Source organism: Variovorax nivicola (genome assembly GCF_051216475.1).
In the GTDB taxonomy this organism is placed as follows: Bacteria; Pseudomonadota; Gammaproteobacteria; order Burkholderiales; family Burkholderiaceae_C; genus Variovorax.
In genome coordinates this window covers 19,761-41,398 of record NZ_JBPJZK010000005.1, presented here as the reverse complement: position 1 = coordinate 41,398, position 21,638 = coordinate 19,761, and the positions used below count along the sequence as shown (strand labels likewise).

The window sequence follows — 21,638 nt, the reverse complement described above, 5'->3', positions numbered from 1 at the left end:
GCTTATTGCTTGACGACGTCCGCGCCAGCCGGCGGCTTGAAGTCGAACACGCTGGCCGGCAGTGAGGGGTTGACCTCGACCTTGCTGAACTTGAGCACCGAGCGCTGGCCGAAGCTGTCGAGGATTTCAAGCGCCGCCAATGCCTCGCCCTGGAAGCCGACCTGCACGCTCTGCAACTGGCCGTCCTTGTTCTTCGGCGTGGCCTTGACCCACTGCAGGCCGTCGCGCTCCGGCGCGGCTTCGAGCGTGAAATCGGCCTGCAAGGCTCGCAGATCGGGCGCGGCGGCAATCAGCGCCGCGGGCGTGGAGCCCAGCGCCTGCGCTTGCGCGCGCTGCGTGACCTGGTTCAGGTCGGCGTCGTAGAGCCACAGCGTCTTGCCGTCGGCCACGATGTTCTGCGCAAAGGGCTTCTGGTAGTCGAACTTGAATTTGCCGGGGCGCTGGAATTCGAAGGTGCCGGTCGATGTCTTGGTGCGGCCCGGTTGCCCTTCGCGCGCCGGGGCGGTCACGGTCTGGGTGAAATCGGCGCGGCCGGATTTGACCGTCTTCACGAAGGTTTCAAGGCTTTCGAGCCCGCCGGCCCAGGCGTTGGCGGAACTCAGGAGGCCGATCAATAGCCAATGACGCAATTTCAATTTGGATTCCTCTGAATAGCTGTGGCACCGGGCTTCGACCCTACCCGCCGCGAATTGCGGCAGGTGTAGGCCTTGATGAAGATTTGCAATGCCGCAAGGCGCTTTTGCAAATTGCCTTTCAGCACGTAACCTGAATTACGAAAGCTCGCAGCGAATTACTCCGCTGCGCGTGCCGGCACCAGAATTTCGCGCTGGCCGCTGCCACTCATGGCGCTGACGAGGCCGGCCTTTTCCATGTCTTCGACAAGGCGCGCGGCGCGGTTGTAGCCGATCTTCAGGTGGCGCTGCACCAGCGAGATGCTGGCCTTGCGGTTCTTGAGCACGACCTCAACCGCCTGGTCGTACATCGGATCTTTCTCGCTGTCGCTGCCGCCCAGCAGGTCGCCTTCACCGTCGCCATCGACCGTACCGCCTTCGAGCACGCCCTCGATGTAGTCAGGCTCGCCCTGGCTCTTGAGGTAGGCCACCACGCGGTGCACTTCCTCGTCGCTGACGAAGGCGCCGTGCACGCGGATCGGCAGGCCTGTGCCGCTGGGCATGTAGAGCATGTCGCCCATACCGAGCAGCGCTTCGGCACCCATCTGGTCGAGGATGGTGCGGCTGTCGATCTTGCTCGACACCTGGAAGGCGATGCGGGTCGGGATGTTCGCCTTGATGAGGCCGGTGATCACGTCGACGCTGGGGCGCTGCGTGGCAAGAATGAGGTGAATGCCGGCGGCGCGCGCCTTCTGCGCGAGGCGGGCGATAAGCTCTTCGATCTTCTTGCCGACCACCATCATCAGGTCGGCCAGCTCGTCGATCACGACGACGATGTGCGGTTCGCGCTTGAGCGGCTCCGGATCGTCGGGCGTGAGGCTGAAGGGGTTGTAGATGAACTCCTCGCGCGCCTTGGCTTCGTCGATCTTGGTGTTGTAGCCAGCCAGGTTGCGCACGCCGAGCTTGCTCATGAGCTTGTAGCGGCGCTCCATCTCGGCCACGCACCAGTTCAGGCCGTGCGCAGCCTGCCGCATGTCGGTGACCACGGGCGCCAGCAGGTGCGGGATGCCTTCGTAGACCGACATTTCGAGCATCTTCGGGTCGATCATCAGCAGGCGAACGTCGCGTGCCTCGGCCTTGTAGAGCAGCGAAAGAATCATCGCGTTGATACCGACCGACTTGCCCGAACCGGTGGTGCCGGCCACCAGCACGTGCGGCATCTTCGCGAGGTCGGCCACCACGGGGTTGCCGATGATGTCCTTGCCGAGGCCCATGGTGAGCATCGACTTGCCTTCGTTGTAGATCTGCGAGCCCAGGATTTCGCTGAGCTTGATCGACTGGCGCTTGGCGTTCGGCAGTTCGAGCGCCATGTAGTTCTTGCCCGGAATGGTTTCGACCACGCGGATCGACACCAGCGAAAGCGAACGCGCCAGGTCCTTGGCCAGGCCAAGAATCTGCGAGCCCTTAACGCCAGTGGCAGGCTCGATCTCGTAGCGAGTGATCACCGGGCCGGGCGAGGCCAGTACCACGCGCACCTCGACGCCGAAGTCCTTGAGCTTCTTCTCGATCATGCGAGAGGTCATCTCGAGCGTGTCGGCCGACACCGTTTCCTGGCGCGTCTGCGCAGCATCGAGCAGGTCGACCTGCGGCAGCTTGCTGTCGGGCAGTTCCTTGAAGAGCGGCTTCTGGCGCTCCTTGACGACGCGGTCGCTCCTGGGCACTTCGGTCATCGCGGGCTCGATCTGCACCGGCGGCGAAGGGGGGCGGCGCTTCGGGCGTGGCTCGATACGGATTTCTTCCTCGTCGTCGGCGAAGGCGCCGGACGACGGCCCCAACGACGGCTCGGCCCGGCCCTGATCGCCACCGCGCGTGAACGCCGGTTCATCAGCCTCGGCACGCTCGCGAGCGGCCTGCTTGCCCATGGCGATGTCGGCGGCCAGTTCGCGCTTCTCGCGGCGCGACTCGAACAGCGAGTAGGCATGCGCGCCAATACGCTCGGCAATCAGGCTCCAGGAGAAGCGGAACACCAGCGCCGAGCCGATCACACCGCCGGCGATGGCCACCAGCGCCGAACCGGTGAAGCCCATCCAGCGCACGCTGGCCGGCCCCACGAGGTAGCCCAGTGCACCGCCGCCGGAGCCCGGCAGGTGGGCTTCGAGCCGGTACAGGCGAGACCATTCGAGCACGGTGCTCGCACACAGCAGCAGGATGAGGCCGAACCAGAAGGCGAGACGGCTGCGATTGAAGCGACCACGCGGCGCCGGTTGTTCGCCGGACGACGGCTCACCGCCGCGCAGCCAGTTGGCCAGCGACGACAGCCAGGCGCGCAGCCCGGCGAACAGGCACCACCAGACGGAATAGCCTGCGACGTAGTAGCTGCCATCGGCCAGCCAGGCGCCGATACGGCCACCCCAGTTCTTGATTTCGCCCCCGGTGCCAGAAGTCGACCAGGCGGCGTCGGAAGGCGTGAAGCTCAGCATTGCGAGCAGCCAGAACAACAGCGCGGCAAATCCTGCGATCAGCGTGATTTCGTGGGCGAAGCGCATCGCGCGCATGCGCACGGGTTGCCCCTCGGCAGCAGAAGAAGATTGAAGCGTATTGAGCGAATAGGTCATGAAAAACACGGCACCCGGCCCGGGAAATCGAGAGCCGGAGGCACGAACACTACAACAAAAGGCCGGGACCGCCGGCAACGGCGGGCCCGGCCCCGGAGGCTCAAGCCAGTGACAGGAGCCGTTCCTTGACGATCATCGATCCGTCGTCCATGGTCTGCACGAAGCCGCGCTCTTCGAGATCCTTCATCACGCGGCTCACCATTTCGCGTGAGGCACCGACCATCTTGGCCAGGTCCTGGCGGGAGATCTTGTCGCGCACCTTGAGATTGCCGGCACCGTCGTCGATGGCGAATTCGAGCAGCGAACGGGCCACGCGTCCGTAGACGTCCATCAGCGCCAGCGACTCGATCTTGCGGTCGGCATGGCGCAGGCGCTGCACCAGGCCGCGCATGATGTTGTAGGCCATCGAGGAGTTCTCGGGCAGGCAACGCGCGAAGGCGTCGCGGCCCAGCATGAGCACGTCGCACTGGATTTCGGTGCGCACGGTGGCTGAGTGCGGCTCGTCGTCGATCAGGCTCATCTCGCCCAGGTAGTCGCCGGGGTGCAGCGTGGCAAGGATGACCTCGCGCCCACGACTGTCGGCGCTGGTGACGCGTGCGCGCCCGGTCAGGATGATGTAGAGCGCATCGGACTTCTTGCCCTGCTCCACGACGACTTCTGCGCGCTTGAAGCGCTTCTTGATGATCGCGTCCGCGATGCTGGCGGACTGCGTGGCCGTCAGCGACGCGAACAAAGGAACGCGCCGAAGCAATTCGAGGTTGGACAGCATCGACATTTATCAATCCCTGAGACAGCGCACGGAGCGTTCCAGAAGGCAAGCCAATGGATTACTACAATCGCGCGCATTGAAAACACCGTTCACCCGGTGTTGAACCGGGCAGTGATACTCCATATATATCGCTACCACCCTGAAAATGTACACGCTGACGCAGCGCATATCCTAGGTTTTCTACCCATGTCCGCTTCCCAACACGCCAAGGTTTTGATTCTCGGCTCCGGTCCGGCCGGCTATACCGCCGCCGTCTACGCAGCCCGCGCAAACCTTCAGCCCCTGCTCATCACTGGTATCGCCCAGGGCGGGCAATTGATGACCACGACCGAAGTCGATAACTGGCCGGCCGACGTTCATGGCGTGCAGGGCCCCGACCTGATGCAGCGCTTTCTGGAGCACGCCGAACGCTTCAAGACGCAGATCGTGTTCGACCATATCAACAAGGTCGACCTGAGCAAGCGCCCCTTCACCCTCACCGGCGACAGCGGCACCTACACCTGCGACTCGCTGATCATCGCCACGGGTGCTTCTGCGAAGTATCTAGGCCTCGATTCCGAACAGAAGTTCATGGGACGCGGCGTCTCCGCATGCGCGACCTGCGACGGCTTCTTCTATCGCGAGCAGGAGGTCTGCGTGATCGGCGGCGGCAACACGGCCGTCGAAGAGGCACTCTATCTCGCCAACATCGCGAACAAGGTGACGCTGGTCCATCGCCGGGACAAGTTCCGCGCCGAGCCCATCCTGATCGACAAGGTCAAGGAGAAGGTCGCCGAAGGCAAGATCGTGCTGAAGCTGCACAACGAACTCGACCAGGTGCTGGGCGACGACTCAGGCGTGACGGGCATCCGGATCAAGAACACGCAAACCGGCGCCACCGAGCAGATCGACCTCAAGGGTTGCTTCATCGCCATCGGGCATCACCCCAACACCGACATCTTCCAGGGCCAGCTGGAGATGAAGGACAACTACATCCTGACCCGCTCGGGCCTGCAGGGTTTTGCCACGATGACCAGCATTCCGGGCGTCTTTGCCGCTGGCGATGTGCAGGACAACGTGTACCGCCAGGCCATCACGAGCGCTGGCACCGGCTGCATGGCAGCACTCGACGCCCAGCGCTTCCTGGAGCAGGACGGCACCCTGTAGACGATGCAGGCCCCAAAAGGGCTATAATCCAAGGCTTTGCCGAAACAAGGCTCTCTCACGAGTCGCGGCAAAGTCGGGGTACCGCCACCCGTTTCTGGCGAGGTCAAGCTGCAAAACACCCTGCAATCGCCCTGATTGCGCCGGTGCCAGCTGTTCAAGAAAGAGTGTCCTCATGGCACGCGTATGCGACGTAACGGGCAAAGGCCCGATGGTCGGAAACAACGTTTCCCACGCCAACAACAAAACCAAGCGCCGGTTCCTGCCGAACCTGCAATACCGCCGTTTCTGGGTCGAGACTGAAAACCGCTGGGTTCGCCTGCGTGTTTCGAGCGCTGCACTGCGCCTGATCGACAAGAACGGCATCGACGCCGTGCTCGCAGACCTGCGTGCACGCGGCCAAGCTTAAGGAGCTGAAACATGGCAACGAGCAAAGGCGGACGCGAAAAGATCAAGCTGGAATCCACCGCGGGTACCGGCCACTTCTACACGACCAGCAAGAACAAGAAGACGATGCCCGAAAAGATGTCGATCATGAAGTTCGACCCGAAGGCGCGTAAGCACGTCGAATACAAGGAAATCAAGCTGAAGTAATTCAGCACCGGTTTCCCCAATAAAAAACCCGCTGCTAACCCAGCGGGTTTTTTATTGCCTGTCATTCCCCCCGGAATACGACAGGCATAAAAAAGCCAGCCCTCAGGCCGGCTTTCGATGAGCGTAGCTCGCGTCAGGCGCGAGCAGCGCGCAGGCGGGTCGAGAAGTCGCGCAGACCGGCAATGCCGCTGGCTTCCGCCCGATGGCACCAAGCCGCCAGATCTGCAGCCAACTGCTCACGCGATTGCGAGGTGTTCAACCAAAGCTGACGCAGCTCTTCGCGCATCGTGACCATCTTGTCGAGCACCGGGTGGGCGGCTCGGGCCTGCACGACATGCGAGCGGGCCGAGGCAGGCACCTTGTCGTCGTCGCGGTGCAGCCAGCGCTTGGCGGCCTTGAGCACCGACAGGTCAGCACCCTTGGTCTTCAGCGCCTCCAACTCCTGGCTGGTGGCACGGCGCATTTCGCGCGCATAGCCTGCCATGACTTCGTAGCGATTGGCGATGACGGCCTCGAGCGTCTTCTCGTTGGCTACAGGCTGGATGTCGCCCATCAGCATCTTCGGCGGCACCTTCTTGACCTTGGCCCAGCCCAGCTTCTGGAACGCCTGGATGTAGATCCAGCCGATGTCGAACTCGTACTTCTTGACCGAGAACTTGGCCGAAGTCGGGTAGGTGTGGTGGTTGTTGTGCAGCTCTTCGCCGCCGATGATCAGGCCCCAGGGCATGATGTTGCGGCTGGCGTCGGGCGCCTCGAAGTTGCGATAACCCCAGTAGTGACCGATGCCGTTGATGACGCCGGCAGCGGTGATGGGGATCCAGAGCATCTGCACGGCCCACACGGCCATGCCGAGCGTGCCGAACAAAGCCAGGTTGATCACCAGCATCAGGCCCACGCCTTGCCAGCTGTAGCGCGTATACAGGTTGCGCTCGATCCAGTCATCGGGCGTGCCGTGACCGTAGCGCTCCATCGTTTCCTTGTTCTTCGACTCGGCGCGATACAGCTCGGCGCCGCGCCAGAGCACTTCGTCGATGCCCTTGACCTGCGGACTGTGCGGGTCGTCCTGCGTTTCGCACTTGGCGTGGTGCTTGCGGTGAATGGCAACCCATTCCTTCGTCACCATGCCGGTGCCGATCCACAGCCAGAAGCGGAAGAAATGCGACGGGATCGGGCCCAGATCCATGGCCCGGTGCGTTTGCGTGCGGTGCAGGAAAATCGTGACCGCGGCAATCGTGATGTGCGTGGTGACGAGCGTGTACAGCACGACTTGCCACCATGCGATGTCCCACAGGCCGTGTCCGAGCCATTCGATGGCCGCGTTCAAAACGGCGGAGTCAGGAAGCAACATTGAGTCAGGTACTCCATGGCCACACGAAGGTGCAGCCTTCAGATAACCCGCGATTTTAAAGCGGCAGGCCTAAAACAAAGCCTTTAAACCTTCAAGAAAAGCGCAGATTAACCCTAGTTTGGAGTCCCGCCCCTATTTGCGGTTCCACACAGCGGCAAAGAAACCGTCTGTCGAATGGCGGTGCGGCCACAGCCGCAGGTAGCGCTTTGCGCCCTCCCCGCCGGCGCAAAGCGCCTCGAAACCCTCGACTTTCAGGCCCTGCAGCAATTCCGCCACATCCACAGGCACGAAATCGGGATTGGCGGTGCTGAAAGCCTCCGCAATCGCCTCGTTTTCCTCCGGCAGCACGCTGCAAGTGGCGTAAACCAGACGGCCGCCCGACTTCACGAGCCGCGCCGCGCTTTGCAGGATGCCAGTCTGCTTGACCGTCAATTCCTCGACCGATTTGAGCGACTGGCGCCATTTCAGGTCGGGATTGCGCCGCAGCGTGCCCAGCCCCGAGCAGGGCGCGTCGACCAGCACGCGGTCGATCTTGCCCGCCAGGCGCTTGATGCGGTCGTCGCGCTCATGGGCAATGGCGGCCGGATGAACGTTCGAGAGCTTGCTGCGCGCCAGCCGTGGCTTGAGCGCATCGAGCCGGTGTGCCGACGTATCGAAGGCATACAGCCGGCCGGTATTGCGCATCGTCGCGCCAATGGCCAGCGTCTTGCCGCCCGCGCCGGCACAAAAATCGACCACCATCTCGCCGCGCTTGGCATCCAGCAGCAGCGCCAGCAGTTGCGATCCCTCGTCCTGCACCTCGATGGCGCCACGGACAAAGGCGTCCAGCTTGGTCAACGCCGGCTTGCTGTCGATGCGCAAGCCCCAGGGCGAGAACGGAGTCGCTTCCGATTTGATAGCAGCCTTGGCAAGCTCAGCCTTCACCTCGGCGCGCTTGTCCGTCAGCGCGTTGACGCGCAGGTCGAGCGGCGCGGGCTGCTGCAGGGCTTCGACCAGCGGCCAGAAACCGTCGCCCAGTTGCGCCTTCAGCGGGGCCACCAGCCACTCGGGCAGGTTGTGGCGATGGCGCTCCAGCAGGTCGTCCGGCTTGACGGCGTCGCAGTTGTCGAGCCAGCGCTTTTCGGTGTCGTTGAGTGCGCTCTTCAAGAAGTCGCGCGGGCCGTGAAAGCCCAGGATCGCCATGCGGCGCTCCTTCGAACCGCTGCCAGAGGGCGAGAGGTGGTCGAACAGCAGCTTCTTGCGAAGCACGGTGTAGACAGTTTCTGCAAGCGTCGCGCGCTCGCGCGGACCGAACTCGCGGTGGTCGCGGAAGAACCGCGAAACGACCTGGTCGGCCGGGTGATCGAATTTCAGGACAAGGCCGACCAGATCGGCGGTGGCCTCCAACAGGGCTTTGGGGTGCATCCCCCGATTGTCTCAGCCGCCGCCCCGTCCGCCCCGAAGGGCTATACGCCGCGCGTCCAGACCGCCCCGAAGGCTTCCCGCTCGATGTCTTCCAGCTTGGGCGAATGGCCAGCCCACAGCACCAGCGCAGCCCCGGGCAGGGTGAGGGTCTGCTCCAGCTGGCGGCACAGATTCCAGCGGTCTTCGTCGTCGAGCCCCGGCAGCTCGATAAACACGATGTAGGCACGGCGCCACGGGAATTCGCGCAAGTTCTTGCGCACCAGCCAGGCCCGCGAAGCGGGCAGGCAGCGCACGAGGTCGGCCCGCAGCTCGCCCAGTTCGTAGTCGTTGAGGTCGTGCCGCGAGATCTGGCTGAAGAACGGCGTGCCTGTGATCTCCTCCCAGGCGCGCTCCTCGGCCTCTTCCGCTTCCTTGAGGCGGCCGCGCCACAGCTTCAGCGCCTCTTCATCGTGCGGGCCCGCGTCTGGATCTTCGAGCGAGGCCACGGCGCTCCTGGCCGCCCACCACCGGCTGGCAGCACCGGAGCCGTGCAGCCGCTCGAGCACGGCAAGGCGCGCCTCGCGATCGCTTGCGGGCAGCATCTGGGCCAGTCCTCGCAGGGCGCCAGGATGCTCCGGCGCGATCTGCAGGGCGCTCTCATAGCGCAAGCGCACAGGGGCCGCCGGGTCGAGCCGCCGCTCGGAATCGGCCCATTCGACCATCTCGTCCGGCGTGTTGCGCTCACCGCGCGCGGCCAGCACCGCGATGCGCTCGCGGATGCGTGCCCGGTGCGCATGGTGCTGCTTCCAGTCGGCGGCATGGGCGCGGCGCCACTGGCTGTCGAAATACTCGATCCACTTCTTGCGGTCGGCCAGCAGTTCGAGTGCCGGACGCATCGACCACTCGGGCATGGCCGCCTTCTGGCCGAGGGCCTCCAGACGATCCCGCAAGACTGGATGGGTGTCCTCCAGGTCGCTGACGCGGCGCATCGCCTCGCGCAGCGCCTGGCGCGCGAAGTCGTCGCCAGGCGGCATGCGCACGCGCTTGCGCAGGGCTGCGAACGGGCCCGGCGGCTGCGGCTCGTGCTCGGCGCGGGCCCAGTGCCAGGGCCAGAACTCGTTGGCGTACCAGTTGCCCTTGATCGCGATCTCGGTCAACGCGGCCGCCGCCACGGAGGTGCCCAGCAGCCGGCCCGAGATGCGGTCGGCCTCGTACTCGTCCTGGCGAGCCAGCGCGAAAGTCTTGGCCGCGAAACGCGGGAAGTACCAGCGGAAGAAGGCCTGCGAGAACAGCGCCATCACGCCCTCGTTGCGCTGCAGATTGGCGTCGAGCTTGAGCCATGACAGCCGGGTGCGGTAGATCCACGCGCTCAGCTTGCCATGATTGCCACGCAGATGACCGTACTCGTGCGCCAGCACCGACAGCAGCCGCCGCCGGTCGAGCATCATCAAGAGCGGCAGGCCGATGCTCAGCGAGTTGACCGCACCGCCAAACAGCCCGAAGCGCGGCACTTGCCGGATGCTGGCGTTGAATTCGTCGTCGAGATAGACATGGTGGACCGGCGGCCCCTTGATCTTGCTGCGAATACGGTCCAGCGCCTCGAAAAGCGCCGGCGCATCTTCCCGATGGAGCTCCACGCCCGCGGGCTCGTCGAAGCGCACCCAGAGTGCGCGCAGCGTGGCCCACAGCAACCCCGCGGCAAACAGCAGCAGCCAGCCTCGCGTGAAGCCGAATCGCTCCTCCCCTATCGAGGAAATCACCCAGACGATGAGGCCCACCGAGAGTCCGAGGCAGCCCAGCACCCACAGGTAGCCGAGCGCGGCAAAGGCCGCGACGCTGCGTCGATAGCGCGCACTGTCGTCCGCACTGGCATGCTCGCTCAGTCGAACCAGGTGAACAAAATCAGCGCGATCCATCCGACTCCCGTCAAATCAAGCCCCGACAGTTTTTGAAGAAAGAAGCCCCGTTGAACGACGAAGACCTCCCACCCCTGATCGAAACGCCCCTTGGCCGCTACCGCCACTACAAGGGCGGCGAGTACGAAGTGCTCGGCACCGTACGCCATAGCGAAACACTGGAGCCGATGACGCTGTACCGCGCCCTGTATGGCGCCCATGGCCTCTGGGTCCGGCCAGCCGCCATGTTCGGCGAAACCGTCGAGATTGACGGCATGCCCCGGCGAAGATTTATTCCGATCTAGCCGGTCAAGCAGCGCACGCCCGTCCTGGCTCGATAGGTCGCTACATTTTCAGTAGCAACCACATTCCATCAACCGCAGCGGACTTCCGTCACGCGGCCGCGAGCGTCGACATCGAGATTGAGCCGTCCGCCATTGAGTTCCATCGTGGCCGCATCGCCAGGCTTCAGCACGCGCAAGATTCCGGCGCCCGAACGCACGCGGGCGGCGGCTTCGAGCTGGGGCGTCAGCGGCTGGCCTACGGCAAAGCGGGCGCCATCTGCGTTGCATTGGTAGACCGGTTCAGGCGGCGGCGCAGGTGCCGGCGCGGGCGCGGGCGCCGGAGCGGCACAGCCCGCCATCAGGGCAGCGCCGGCAACGGCCAACAGCAACGATTTGGTTTTCACTTTCTGGACTCCCGAAAACCCGCGAATATAAACAACTTTAAGGTTTGTGACTCGATGTATCTGACAGCCATCCAGCGATGGCACGCGGATACAACAGGTGTTCCTGCGCCAGAACCCGCCCGGCCAGGGTGGCGGCGGTGTCATCAGGCAACACGGGCACGACGGCCTGCGCCAGGATCGGCCCGTGGTCGAGTTCAGTGGTCACCTGGTGGACCGTCACTCCCGCCACCTTGCAGCCCGCCTCGATGGCGCGCTGATGCGTGTGGAGCCCCGGAAACGCCGGCAGCAGCGAGGGATGGATATTCACCAACCGACCGGCATAGCGGCCGACAAAACCCGGCGTCAGAATGCGCATGAACCCCGCCAGCACCACCAGCGCCGGCGCGTAGCCGTCAATCACCTTCGCCAGCGCCTCGTCGAAAGCCTCGCGGGAGGCGAAATCCTTGTGTGGAACCACCGCGGTGTCGATGCCGTGGGCCTTGGCAATCGCCAGCCCGCCGGCCTCGGTCTTGTTGCTCACTACCGCGGCAATGCGGGCGCCGAAACGCTCGGCCCAGCGGTCGCGCTCGGCGGCGCGCACGATGGCCGCCATGTTGGAGCCGCCGCCGGAGATCAGGATCACGATGTTCTTCATGGGAGGCGGGATTATCCGTGGCACGCCACTTGTCGCGGCGCGGACACCAGATCACAGCACGACCGTGCTAAAACTCACGATTCCGGAGACACACCGCGTCTGCGGTGAACCGATCAACACAGCGAGGCACGCATGGATTTGAGCTTCACACCCGAAGAACAGAAGTTCCGCGAAGAGGTTCGCGCCTGGGTCAAAGAAAACCTCCCCAAGGAGATTTCGCACAAGGTGCACAACGCGCTCGAACTGACGCGCGACGATCTGCAAGGCTGGGCCAAGATCCTCGGCAAAAAGGGCTGGCTGGGCTACGGCTGGCCCACCGAGTTCGGCGGCCCGGGCTGGACCGCCGTGCAGCGCCACCTGTTCGAAGAAGAAACCGCACTCGCCGGCGCACCGCGCATCGTCCCGTTCGGCCCCGTGATGGTCGCGCCGGTGATCATGGCCTTCGGCAATGCCGAACAGCAAAAGCGCTTCCTCCCCGGCATCGCCAGCGGCGAAGTCTGGTGGAGCCAGGGCTACAGCGAACCTGGTTCGGGCTCGGATCTGGCTTCCGTCAAGACCAAAGCCGAACGCAAGGGCGACAAGTACATCGTCAACGGCCAGAAGACCTGGACCACGCTCGGCCAATACGGCGACTGGATGTTCAACCTCGTGCGCACCAGCAACGAAGGCAAGCCCCAGACCGGCATCAGCTTTCTGCTGCTCGACATGAAGTCGCCCGGCGTCACCGTGCGCCCCATCAAGCTGCTCGACGGCGGCCATGAAGTGAACGAAGTGTTCTTCGACAACGTCGAAGTGCCCGCCGAGAACCTGATCGGCGAAGAGAACAAGGGCTGGACCTACGCCAAGCACCTGCTCTCCCACGAACGCACCAACATCGCCGACGTGAACCGCGCCAAGCGCGAGCTCGAGCGCCTCAAGCGCATCGCCAAGAGCGAAGGCGTCTACGAAGACCAGCGCTTCCGCGACGAGATCGCCAAACTCGAAGTCGACATCGTCGCGCTCGAGATGATGGTGCTGCGCGTGCTGTCGGCCGCCACCTCGGGCAAGAACTCGCTCGACGTGGCCGGCCTGCTCAAGATCCGCGGCAGCGAGATCCAGCAGCGCTACAGCGAACTGATGATGCTGGCCGGCGGCCCCTATTCGCTGCCGCTGGTCCGCGAAGCGATGGAAGCCGGCTGGCAAGGCAACTTCCCGGGCGGCAACCCGGCGCTCGCGCCGCTGACGTCGACCTTCTTCAACATGCGCAAGACCACCATCTACGGCGGCTCGAACGAAGTGCAACGCAACATCGTCGCGCAGACGGTTCTGGGCTGAGGAGACAAGAACATGGATTTCAATTTTTCCGACGATCAGGAACAGCTGCGCGACGCTGTTCGCAAGTGGGTCGACAAGGGCTATGACTTCGAGCGCCGCCGCGGCATCGAGGCCAAGGGCGGCTTCTCGCGCGAGGCCTGGGACGAACTGGCCGAACTCGGCCTGGGCGGCCTGTACATCAGCGAGGACGACGGCGGCCTGGGCATGGGCCCCGTGGCCGGCATGGTCGTGATGGAAGAGCTGGGCCGCGGCATCGTGCTGGAGCCCTTCGCGCAGACGCTGATCGCCGGCGCGGTGCTCAGCGGCTATGCCGGCACCGACACCAAGGACAGCTGGCTGCCGCGCATCGCCGGCGGCCAGGCCATCGTGGTGCTGGCGTACCAGGAACGCAAGGCACGTTACCGCCTCGACGTGTGCGACGCCCACGCAGCAAAGACCGGCACCGGCTGGTCGCTGAACGGCGCCAAGAGCGTCGTGCCCGTGGGCGATGAAGCCGATGCCTTCCTGGTGCCCGCCAAGGTCGACGGCAAGATCGCCCTCTTCCTGGTCGAGCGCAGCGCCAGCGGCGTGGAAGCGCGCGGCTACGGCACGCAGGACGGCGCCCGTGCAGCCGAGGTCGTTTTCGACAAGGCCGACGCCACGCTGGTAACGCTCGACGGCCTGGCCGCCCTCGAGTACGCCGTGGACGTCGGCATTGCCGCCACCTGCGCCGAAGCGGTCGGCGTGATGGACAAGACCGTGGCCGTCACCGTCGACTACATGAACCAGCGCAAGCAGTTCGGCGTGACGATCTCCACCTTCCAGGCGCTGCGCCACCGCATCGCCGACATGAAGATGCAGCTCGAACTCGCACGCTCGATGAGCTACTACGCAACGCTCAAGCTCAACGCCCCGGCCGACGAGCGCCGCCAGGCGCTGGCGCGCGCCAAGTACCAGCTCGGCGTGTCGATGCGCTATGTGGCTGCCAACTCAGTGCAGCTGCACGGCGGCATCGGGGTGACCGACGAATACATCGGCAGCCACTACTTCCGCAAGCTCACGCAGATGGAAATGACTTTCGGCGACACACTGCACCACCTGGGTGAAGTGTCGGCTCGCATGCAGGACACGGCCGGCGTCTTCGCCTGACGGACTTTTTCCCCTAGCATCCAACGCCCGCCCGCCTTCGCGCCGGCGGGCGTTTTCACTTGGAACCCAAAACTCCAGGAACCCAGGAACGAAACATGCAATCCCGCCGCACCCTTCTTCTTGCCATGGCCGTCACCGGGACAGCCGCAACCGCCATGCTGACCGCCTGCGCCACCTCCCCTACGCCTTCGTACACCGAGCGCCCGCCCATCGTGTTCATGCACGGCAACGGCGACTCGGCCGCGCTCTGGCAGACGACGATCTGGCGCTTCGAGTCGAACGGCTGGCCGCGCGACCGGCTCTTCACGGTCGACCAGCCGAACCCGGTCGCACGCGACGACGATGCCGTGGCCCAGGCCGGGCGCAGCTCGACCGGCGAGTCGGCGGTATTCCTCAAGGCGGAAGTCGACAAGGTGCTGAAGGCGACGGGCGCCAGCAAGGTCGTGCTGATTGGCAACTCGCGCGGCGGCAACACCATCCGCAACTACGTGCAGAACGGCGGCGGCTCGGCCGTGGTGAGCCACGTGGTGCTGGGCGGCAATCCGGCGCACGGCATCTGGGCGGTGAAGGGCTTTCGCGAGAACAACGAGTTCTCGGGCTTGTCGGGCTTCATGCAGCAGCTCAATGCGCCGAAGGGGCCGAACGGCGAGGAAGTCACGCCGGGCGTGAAATGGATGACCCTGCGTTCGGACAACAACGACAAGTACGCGCAGCCCGACGGCGTGTGGATCGGCGCGCCCGGCAAGCCGACGAACATCGGCTTCGACGGGCCGGCGCTCAAGGGCGCGACCAACATCGTGCTGCCGCGCGTCGATCACCGCGAGACCTCGTTCTCGCCCGCCGCATTCGCTGCAACGTGGCAGTTTCTGACCGGGCAGGCGCCGCGCAGCACGGATGTCGCTGCGGAGGCTGACGTGGTGCTCAACGGCCGTGCGATCGGCGCGGAAAACCTTTCGCTGAATGGCGCGAAGGTCACCGTCTATGCCGTCGACCCAGCCACCGGCGCGCGGCTCGGCGAAGCCGTCTTCACCAAGTCAGTCGGCGCCGATGGCCGGTGGGGCCCCTTCAAGGCGCGCGGCGACGCGGCCTACGAGTTCGTCCTGGCCACGCCCAGCTACGGCACCACGCACATCTACCGCAGCCCGTTCCCGCGCAGCAGCAGTGTCGTGAACCTGCGGCCGGAGCGCGTCATACCGGCCGACAACGGGGCCAGCGCCGTCGTCGTGTTCACGCGCCCGCGCGGCTACTTCGACGCGCAGCGCGACACCATGCGCTTCGACGGCAAGAGTCCGCCGGCAGGCGTGCCGCCGAAGGGGGCGGGCGTGTCGACATCGCGGCTGCGCATCGAGGGCGGTGGCGCCCCGCGCGCTGTGAGCGGTGAGTTCAACGGCGAGCGCATCACGGGCCTGACCTGGCCGGCCACGAGCGAACACACGACCGTGCTCGAGCTGACCTATTGAGGCACAGGCGGCCATGACCGACACGGACACCTCCTTCGTCCTGCAGGCGCGCGACGAGCGCGGCGTGGTCACGCTGACGCTGAACCGACCGGCCTCGTTCAACGCGCTCTCGGAAGGCATGCTGGGTGCGCTCGAACAGGCGCTCGGCGAGATCGCGGCTGACCAGACCGTGCGCGCCGTCATCATCGCGGCGGCGGGCAAGGCTTTCTGCGCGGGCCACGACCTGAAGGAAATGCGCGCCGAACCTTCGCTCGGCTACTACCAGCAGCTGTTCGAGCGCTGCGGCGCGATGATGTTGTCGATCCAGAAGCTGCCAGTGCCGGTGATCGCGCGCGTGCACGGCATCGCGACGGCGGCAGGCTGCCAGCTGGTTGCGGTCTGCGATCTGGCGGTGGCGTCGAGCGAGGCGCGCTTTGCGGTCAGCGGCGTGAATGTGGGGCTGTTCTGCGCCACGCCGAGCGTCACGCTCTCGCGCAACCTCGGTCGCAAGGAAGCCTTCGAGATGCTGGTGACGGGCGAATTCATCAGCGCGCAGGAAGCGCGCGAGAAAGGGCTGCTCAACCGTGTGGCGCCGCCCCAAGAACTCGACGCGGCCGTCGAGGCGCTGGTGGCCAGCATCGTCGCCAAGCCTCGACAGGCGCTCGCTCTGGGCAAGGCCCTGTTCTACCGCCAACTAGAAACCGGCATCGAGGCCGCTCTGGCCGACGCAAGCCAGACCATGGCCTGCAACATGATGGACGAGAGCGCGCTGGAAGGCGTTCAGGCCTTCATCGAGAAGCGCCCGCCCGACTGGAAGCGCTGAGGCTAGGTGTCGTGCAGCCGCGAGCTTTGCGGCAGATGCGCCATCAGGAATTCCATCTGGTCGGCCAGGATGCGCCTGTTTCGCAGAATGAAATCTTCCCAAAGGCTGGGCACGTAGGGCGCATACAGCAGCGGCATGTTCGCCTGCTCCGGCGTACGGCTGCTCTTGCGGTGGTTGCACGGCTTGCAGGCCGTGACCACATTCATCCAGGTGTCGATGCCCTTCTGGGCGAACGGAATGATGTGCTCGCGCGTGAGCTCGTCTTCGTGGAAGTGCCCGCCGCAATAAGCGCAGATGTTGCGGTCGCGCGAAAACAACTTGCTGTTGGTGAGCCCGGGCCGCTGCGCGAAGGGATTGATGCGTGGCACACCCTTGGTGCCGATGATGCTGTTGATCGCAATCTGCGACTGCTCGCCCGTGATCGCGTTATGGCCGCCACGGAACACCGCCACCTGCGCGCCCACTTCCCAGCGAACTTCGTCCGCCGCGTAGTGGATCACCGCCTGTTCAAGCGAAATCCATGACTGGGGCAGCCCTTGGGCCGACAGCTTCAAGACCTTCACACACGCCTCCTCGAAAAGTGAGAGAACACGGAAAGACCAGGGACACGGAGCGCATTGGAGGCCACGCCAATCAACGCACTACGTCACAATATACCGGCTTTGTGACAAATCGGCCTGATTCGCCCATTTGACGGGCGAAAGGCGCTATCAAAAAGATACTCACCGATGCAGGTTTTTCGCGGCTTCCGGCACCCGGGCGTAGCTCCTGCCTGCGCCCTCACCATTGGCAACTTCGACGGCGTGCACCGTGGCCACCAGGCCATGCTCGCGCTCTTGCAGACCGAAGCCCGCCAGCGCGGGTTGCCGAGCTGTGTGCTCACCTTCGAGCCCCATCCGCGCGACTATTTCGCCGCGATCACCAAGAAACCCGACCTGGCGCCGGCGCGCATCGGCACGCTGCGCGACAAGCTCAGCGAGCTGGCTGCCTGCGGCGTGGCGCAGACCATCGTGCTGCCATTCGATGGCCGGCTGGCCTCCCGGTCGCCCGAGGAATTCATCCAGAACGTGCTGATCGACGGCCTGGGCGCTCGCTACGTGCTGGTGGGCGACGACTTCCGTTTCGGTGCCAAGCGGGCCGGCGACTACGCCATGCTCGACGCAGCCGGCGACGCGCGCGGCTTCGACGTGGCGCGCATGAACAGCTACGAAGTGCACGGCCTGCGGGTTTCGAGTTCCGCCGTGCGCGAAGCGCTGGCCGAGGGCCGCATGGCCGACGCCCAGACGCTGCTGGGCCGGCCATACACCATCTCGGGCCACGTGGTCCACGGCCGCAAGCTCGGCCGGGCGCTGGGCGCCTCGGCACCGGGCAAGGACGACGGCTTCCGCACCCTCAACCTGCGCTTCAAGCATTGGAAACCGGCCGCCAGCGGCATCTTCGCGGTGCTGGTGCACGGCCTGGCCGACCAGCCGCTGCCGGGCGTGGCGAACCTCGGCGTACGCCCCTCGCTGGACGCCAACGACGTCAACGCCGGGCGGGTTTTGCTGGAGACTCATTGCCTGGAGTGGCCCTCCCATCTGGGCGCTGAAGGGGCCTACGGTAAAATCGTCCGCGTGGAACTTCTGCACAAACTGCACGACGAATTGCGCTACACCAGCCTCGAGGCCCTTACTGCGGGCATCGCGAAGGATGGCCGCGATGCGCGCGCGTTCTTTGCATCGACCCACGCCGAAACCCACCGCCAGACCACGCGCGACCGAATTTAGCCCTGCACGCACCGTGCTGCCGCCCTTCGACAAGCTCAGGGCGAACGGCTTTACCTTCCGCACCGACACGCTTCATGCAGTTCGGGCTGAGCCTGTCGAAGCCCCCTGTTTCGCACTCCAACATGTCTGACGCTGCTTCCCCCAAAGATTACCGTTCCACGCTGAACCTGCCCGACACCCCCTTCCCGATGCGCGGCGATCTGCCCAAGCGCGAACCGGGCTGGGTGAAGGAATGGAACGACGAAGGCCGCTACCACCGCCTGCGCGACGCCCGCCACGGCGCGCCCAAGTTCATCCTGCACGACGGCCCGCCGTACGCCAACGGCCAGATCCACATGGGCCATGCGGTGAACAAGATCCTGAAGGACATGATCACCAAGGCGCGCCAGCTCGAAGGCTTCGACGCGCTCTACGTGCCCGGCTGGGACTGCCATGGCCTGCCGATCGAGAACGCCATCGAAAAGCAGTACGGCCGCAACCTGAGCCGCGACGAGATGCAGGCCAAGAGCCGCGCCTTCGCCACCGAGCAGATCGCCCAGCAAATGGTCGATTTCCAGCGCCTGGGCGTGCTGGGCGAGTGGGACCATCCCTACAAGACGATGGACTTCGCCAACGAAGCCGGCGAGCTGCGCGCGTTCAAGCGCGTGATCGAGCGCGGTTTTGTCTACCGCGGCCTGAAGCCGGTGTACTGGTGCTTCGACTGCGGTTCCTCGCTGGCAGAGTTCGAAATCGAATATGCCGACAAGAAGAGCCAGACCGTCGACGTGGCCTTCAAGGCGCACGAGCGCGAGAAGGTGCTCAAGGCCTTCGGCACCGACCACACGATCCTCGGCGACATCTTCGCCGTGATCTGGACCACCACCGCTTGGACCATCCCGGCCAACCAGGCGATCAACCTGAACCCCGACCTTGAGTACTCGCTGGTCGACACCGAGCGCGGCCTGCTGATCCTGGCCAACTCGCTGGTCGAGATGTGCATGACGCGCTATGCGCTCGACGGCAAGGTGCTGGCCACGGTCAAGGGCGAGAAGCTCGGCGGCCTCGAATTCGAGCACCCGCTCTACGACGTGGACGCGGGCTACAAGCGCCTGTCGCCCGTGTACCTGGCCGACTACGCCACCGCCACCGACGGCACGGGCCTGGTCCATTCCTCGCCCGCCTACGGCCTGGACGACTTCAACTCCTGCATCGCCCACGGCGTGGCATACGACGACATCCTGAACCCGGTGCAGGGCAACGGCAGCTACGCGGCCGACTTCCCGCTGTTCGGCGGCCAGAACATCTGGAAGGCCGTGCCGGTCATCATCGCCGCGCTGCGCGACGCCAACCGCCTGCTGACCACCGAGACCATCACGCACAGCTACCCGCACTGCTGGCGCCACAAGACGCCGGTGATCTACCGCGCCGCGGCGCAGTGGTTCATTCGCATGGACGAAGGCGAAGGCGTGTTCACCAAGGACAAGGCGCCCAAGACGCTGCGCCAGACCGCGCTCGACGCGATCGAGCAGACCAGCTTCTATCCGGAGAACGGCAAGGCGCGCCTGCACGACATGATCGCCGGCCGGCCCGACTGGTGCATCAGCCGCCAGCGCAGCTGGGGCGTGCCGATCCCGTTCTTCCTGCACAAGGATTCTGGCGAACTGCATCCGCGCACGATGGAAATCATCGACCAGGCTGCCAACATCGTCGAAAAGGGCGGCATCGAGGCTTGGAGCCGCGCCACGGTCGAGGAAATCCTCGGCGCCGAAGACGCACCGCACTACACCAAGAGCACCGACATCCTCGAGGTGTGGTTCGACTCGGGCTCGACCTTCTCCCACGTGCTGCGCGGCACGCACCCCACCGTGCACCACGACACGGGGCCTGAAGCCGACCTGTACCTCGAAGGCCACGACCAGCACCGCGGGTGGTTCCACTCGTCGCTGCTGATCGCCTGCGCACTGGAAGACCGCGCGCCGTACCGGGGCCTGCTGACGCACGGCTTCACGGTCGATGCCAAGGGCATCAAGATGAGCAAGTCGCTCAAGAACGGCATCGATCCGCAGGAAATCAGCAACAAGCTGGGTTCGGAAATCATCCGCCTGTGGGTGGCCGCGAGCGACTACTCGGGCGACATCGCAGGCGACGACAAGATCCTGGCTCGCGTGGTCGATGCGTACCGCCGCATCCGCAACACGCTGCGCTTTCTGCTCGCGAACACGAGCGACTTCGACGCCACCAAAGATGCGGTGCCGCTCGACCAGCTGTTCGAGATCGACCGCTATGCGCTGTCGCGCGCTGCGCAGTTCCAGGCCGAAATACTCGCGCACTACAAGGTGTACGAGTTCCATCCGGTGGTGGCAAAGCTGCAGATCTACTGCTCGGAAGACTTGGGCGGCTTCTACCTCGACATCCTGAAGGACCGTCTCTACACGACGGCCCCGGGCTCGCTGGCGCGCCGCAGCGCGCAGACGGCGCTGTGGCACATCTCGCAAGCCATGCTGCGCTGGATGGCGCCGTTCCTGAGCTTCACGGCCGAGGAAGCCTGGAAGTTCGTGAGCACCGGCAAGCCGGGCGAATCGATCTTCGCGCAAACCTACAGCCAGTTCGCTGCGCCCGACGAAGCCCTGCTCGCCAAGTGGGGCCGCATCCGCGAGATCCGCGACGCGGTGAACAAGGACATCGAAACCGTGCGTGCCGAAGGCAAGGTCGGCTCGTCGCTGCAGGCCAATCTGCAGCTGACGGCGCCTGCCGACGACTTCGCGCTGCTGGGTTCGTTGGGCGATGACCTGAAGTTCGTCTTCATCACCTCGGCCATTGCGCTGGCCGCCGGCGAAGCGCTGTCGACGGTGGTAACGCCGAGCGCCGCGCAGAAGTGCGAGCGCTGCTGGCACTACCGCGACGACGTGGGCCACGATGCAGCCCATCCGACGATCTGCGGGCGCTGCACGAGCAATCTGTTCGGCGCCGGCGAATCGCGGAGCGTTGCCTGATGGCCGCCACCCGCTCCATGTCTTCTGCATCGCGTTCGCGCGGCGGCAGCATCTGGCCTTGGCTCGGGCTGGCGGTGATCATCGTGATCATCGACCAGTTCACCAAGACGCTGATCCTGGGCTACTACAAGCTCGGCGACGCGACCTACGTGACGAGCTTCTTCAACGTCGTGCGCGCGCACAACACGGGGGCGGCTTTTTCATTCCTCGCGGATCACTCGGGATGGCAGCGCTGGCTGTTCACGATCATCGGCGTGGCGGCCGCGGTATTCATCATTTGGATGCTGAAGTCGCACGCGGGGCAGAAGCTGTTTTCGTTCGCCATGGCCTGCATCCTGGGCGGGGCCATCGGGAACGTGGTCGACCGGATGATGCACGGCTACGTCGTCGACTTCCTGAGCTTTCATGCTGGGAACTGGTACTTCCCGGCCTTCAATGCTGCTGACAGTGCGATCACGCTCGGGGCCATCTGCCTGATCCTGGACGAGATCCGGCGGGTTCGCCGGGGCAAGTAAG

20 protein-coding genes are annotated in these 21,638 nt (G+C 64.9%); 11 read left to right on the top strand and 9 right to left on the bottom strand.

Features of this window, described 5'->3' with window-relative positions; translation table 11 throughout:
* Positions 1-2 precede the first annotated feature (2 nt).
* The 3 genes from lolA to ACSFBF_RS20440 all read right to left on the bottom strand — a co-directional run bounded on the left by lolA (position 3) and on the right by ACSFBF_RS20440 (position 4,001).
* A complete protein-coding gene (gene lolA / locus ACSFBF_RS20450; RefSeq protein ID WP_435470141.1) occupies positions 3-635 on the bottom strand; it encodes an outer membrane lipoprotein periplasmic chaperone LolA in 633 nt (210 codons plus the stop codon).
* 155 nt (positions 636-790) lie between these two features.
* Positions 791-3,226: a DNA translocase FtsK gene (locus tag ACSFBF_RS20445; RefSeq protein WP_435470139.1), complete on the bottom strand. Its 2,436-nt coding sequence runs from the start codon at positions 3,224-3,226 to the stop codon at positions 791-793.
* A gap of 100 nt (positions 3,227-3,326) precedes the next feature.
* The gene (locus ACSFBF_RS20440) at positions 3,327-4,001 is read right to left on the bottom strand and encodes a Crp/Fnr family transcriptional regulator (RefSeq protein ID WP_093048975.1); all 675 of its coding nucleotides are present in this window, start codon (positions 3,999-4,001) and stop codon (positions 3,327-3,329) included.
* Between the two features lie 180 nt (positions 4,002-4,181).
* Between ACSFBF_RS20440 and trxB the strand changes: the two genes are divergently transcribed.
* From trxB to rpmG, 3 genes are all read left to right on the top strand, one after another.
* Positions 4,182-5,141 (top strand): thioredoxin-disulfide reductase, encoded by a 960-nt coding sequence (trxB, locus tag ACSFBF_RS20435; protein WP_093075748.1) that lies wholly within the window; start codon positions 4,182-4,184, stop codon positions 5,139-5,141.
* Between the two features lie 172 nt (positions 5,142-5,313).
* Positions 5,314-5,547, top strand: a complete 234-nt coding sequence (gene rpmB / locus ACSFBF_RS20430) for a 50S ribosomal protein L28 (RefSeq protein ID WP_007830293.1) — start codon at positions 5,314-5,316, stop codon at positions 5,545-5,547.
* Between the two features lie 11 nt (positions 5,548-5,558).
* Positions 5,559-5,732 (top strand): 50S ribosomal protein L33, encoded by a 174-nt coding sequence (gene rpmG / locus ACSFBF_RS20425; protein WP_007830291.1) that lies wholly within the window; start codon positions 5,559-5,561, stop codon positions 5,730-5,732.
* Positions 5,733-5,865: 133 nt separating this feature from the next.
* On the opposite strand, the gene ACSFBF_RS20420 is transcribed toward rpmG, so the two are convergent.
* The 3 genes from ACSFBF_RS20420 to ACSFBF_RS20410 form a co-directional block, all read right to left on the bottom strand.
* On the bottom strand, positions 5,866-7,080 hold the full coding sequence (locus ACSFBF_RS20420) for a DesA family fatty acid desaturase (RefSeq protein WP_435470136.1): 1,215 nt from the start codon (positions 7,078-7,080) through the stop codon (positions 5,866-5,868).
* A 132-nt stretch (positions 7,081-7,212) separates the two neighbouring features.
* Complete coding sequence (locus tag ACSFBF_RS20415; RefSeq protein ID WP_435470134.1) at positions 7,213-8,484, bottom strand: RsmB/NOP family class I SAM-dependent RNA methyltransferase; 1,272 nt, start codon at positions 8,482-8,484, stop codon at positions 7,213-7,215.
* Between the two features lie 41 nt (positions 8,485-8,525).
* A complete protein-coding gene (locus tag ACSFBF_RS20410; protein ID WP_435470132.1) occupies positions 8,526-10,379 on the bottom strand; it encodes a M48 family metallopeptidase in 1,854 nt (617 codons plus the stop codon).
* Between the two features lie 50 nt (positions 10,380-10,429).
* Between ACSFBF_RS20410 and ACSFBF_RS20405 the strand changes: the two genes are divergently transcribed.
* Positions 10,430-10,663, top strand: coding sequence for a DUF1653 domain-containing protein (locus ACSFBF_RS20405; RefSeq protein WP_435470131.1), 234 nt, complete (start codon positions 10,430-10,432; stop codon positions 10,661-10,663).
* 68 nt (positions 10,664-10,731) lie between these two features.
* On the opposite strand, the gene ACSFBF_RS20400 is transcribed toward ACSFBF_RS20405, so the two are convergent.
* Both ACSFBF_RS20400 and purN read right to left on the bottom strand, forming a co-directional pair.
* Positions 10,732-11,046 (bottom strand): I78 family peptidase inhibitor, encoded by a 315-nt coding sequence (locus ACSFBF_RS20400; protein WP_435470129.1) that lies wholly within the window; start codon positions 11,044-11,046, stop codon positions 10,732-10,734.
* 37 nt (positions 11,047-11,083) lie between these two features.
* On the bottom strand, positions 11,084-11,680 hold the full coding sequence (gene purN, locus ACSFBF_RS20395; RefSeq protein ID WP_435470127.1) for a phosphoribosylglycinamide formyltransferase: 597 nt from the start codon (positions 11,678-11,680) through the stop codon (positions 11,084-11,086).
* Positions 11,681-11,812: 132 nt separating this feature from the next.
* Between purN and ACSFBF_RS20390 the strand changes: the two genes are divergently transcribed.
* The 4 genes from ACSFBF_RS20390 (at position 11,813) to ACSFBF_RS20375 (ending at position 16,384) form a co-directional block, all read left to right on the top strand.
* Complete coding sequence (locus ACSFBF_RS20390) at positions 11,813-12,994, top strand: acyl-CoA dehydrogenase family protein (RefSeq protein ID WP_435470125.1); 1,182 nt, start codon at positions 11,813-11,815, stop codon at positions 12,992-12,994.
* Between the two features lie 12 nt (positions 12,995-13,006).
* The gene (locus ACSFBF_RS20385) at positions 13,007-14,122 is read left to right on the top strand and encodes an acyl-CoA dehydrogenase family protein (RefSeq protein ID WP_435470123.1); all 1,116 of its coding nucleotides are present in this window, start codon (positions 13,007-13,009) and stop codon (positions 14,120-14,122) included.
* 95 nt (positions 14,123-14,217) lie between these two features.
* Positions 14,218-15,582 carry an alpha/beta fold hydrolase gene (locus ACSFBF_RS20380; RefSeq protein ID WP_435470121.1) on the top strand — a complete coding sequence of 455 codons (1,365 nt, stop codon included), beginning with the start codon at positions 14,218-14,220 and terminating at the stop codon, positions 15,580-15,582.
* A 13-nt stretch (positions 15,583-15,595) separates the two neighbouring features.
* The gene (locus ACSFBF_RS20375; RefSeq protein ID WP_435470119.1) at positions 15,596-16,384 is read left to right on the top strand and encodes an enoyl-CoA hydratase; all 789 of its coding nucleotides are present in this window, start codon (positions 15,596-15,598) and stop codon (positions 16,382-16,384) included.
* A gap of 2 nt (positions 16,385-16,386) precedes the next feature.
* Here ACSFBF_RS20375 and ACSFBF_RS20370 read toward each other — a convergent pair whose 3' ends face one another.
* Complete coding sequence (locus ACSFBF_RS20370) at positions 16,387-16,947, bottom strand: HNH endonuclease (RefSeq protein WP_093048940.1); 561 nt, start codon at positions 16,945-16,947, stop codon at positions 16,387-16,389.
* Positions 16,948-17,112: 165 nt separating this feature from the next.
* Between ACSFBF_RS20370 and ACSFBF_RS20365 the strand changes: the two genes are divergently transcribed.
* The 3 genes from ACSFBF_RS20365 (at position 17,113) to lspA (ending at position 21,637) form a co-directional block, all read left to right on the top strand.
* Positions 17,113-18,150, top strand: coding sequence for a bifunctional riboflavin kinase/FAD synthetase (locus ACSFBF_RS20365; RefSeq protein WP_258350854.1), 1,038 nt, complete (start codon positions 17,113-17,115; stop codon positions 18,148-18,150).
* 122 nt (positions 18,151-18,272) lie between these two features.
* Complete coding sequence (gene ileS, locus ACSFBF_RS20360; RefSeq protein WP_435470117.1) at positions 18,273-21,122, top strand: isoleucine--tRNA ligase; 2,850 nt, start codon at positions 18,273-18,275, stop codon at positions 21,120-21,122.
* The gene (lspA, locus tag ACSFBF_RS20355; protein ID WP_435470115.1) at positions 21,122-21,637 is read left to right on the top strand and encodes a signal peptidase II; all 516 of its coding nucleotides are present in this window, start codon (positions 21,122-21,124) and stop codon (positions 21,635-21,637) included. Before ileS ends, lspA begins: the two co-directional genes overlap by 1 nt.
* Position 21,638 lies beyond the last annotated feature (1 nt).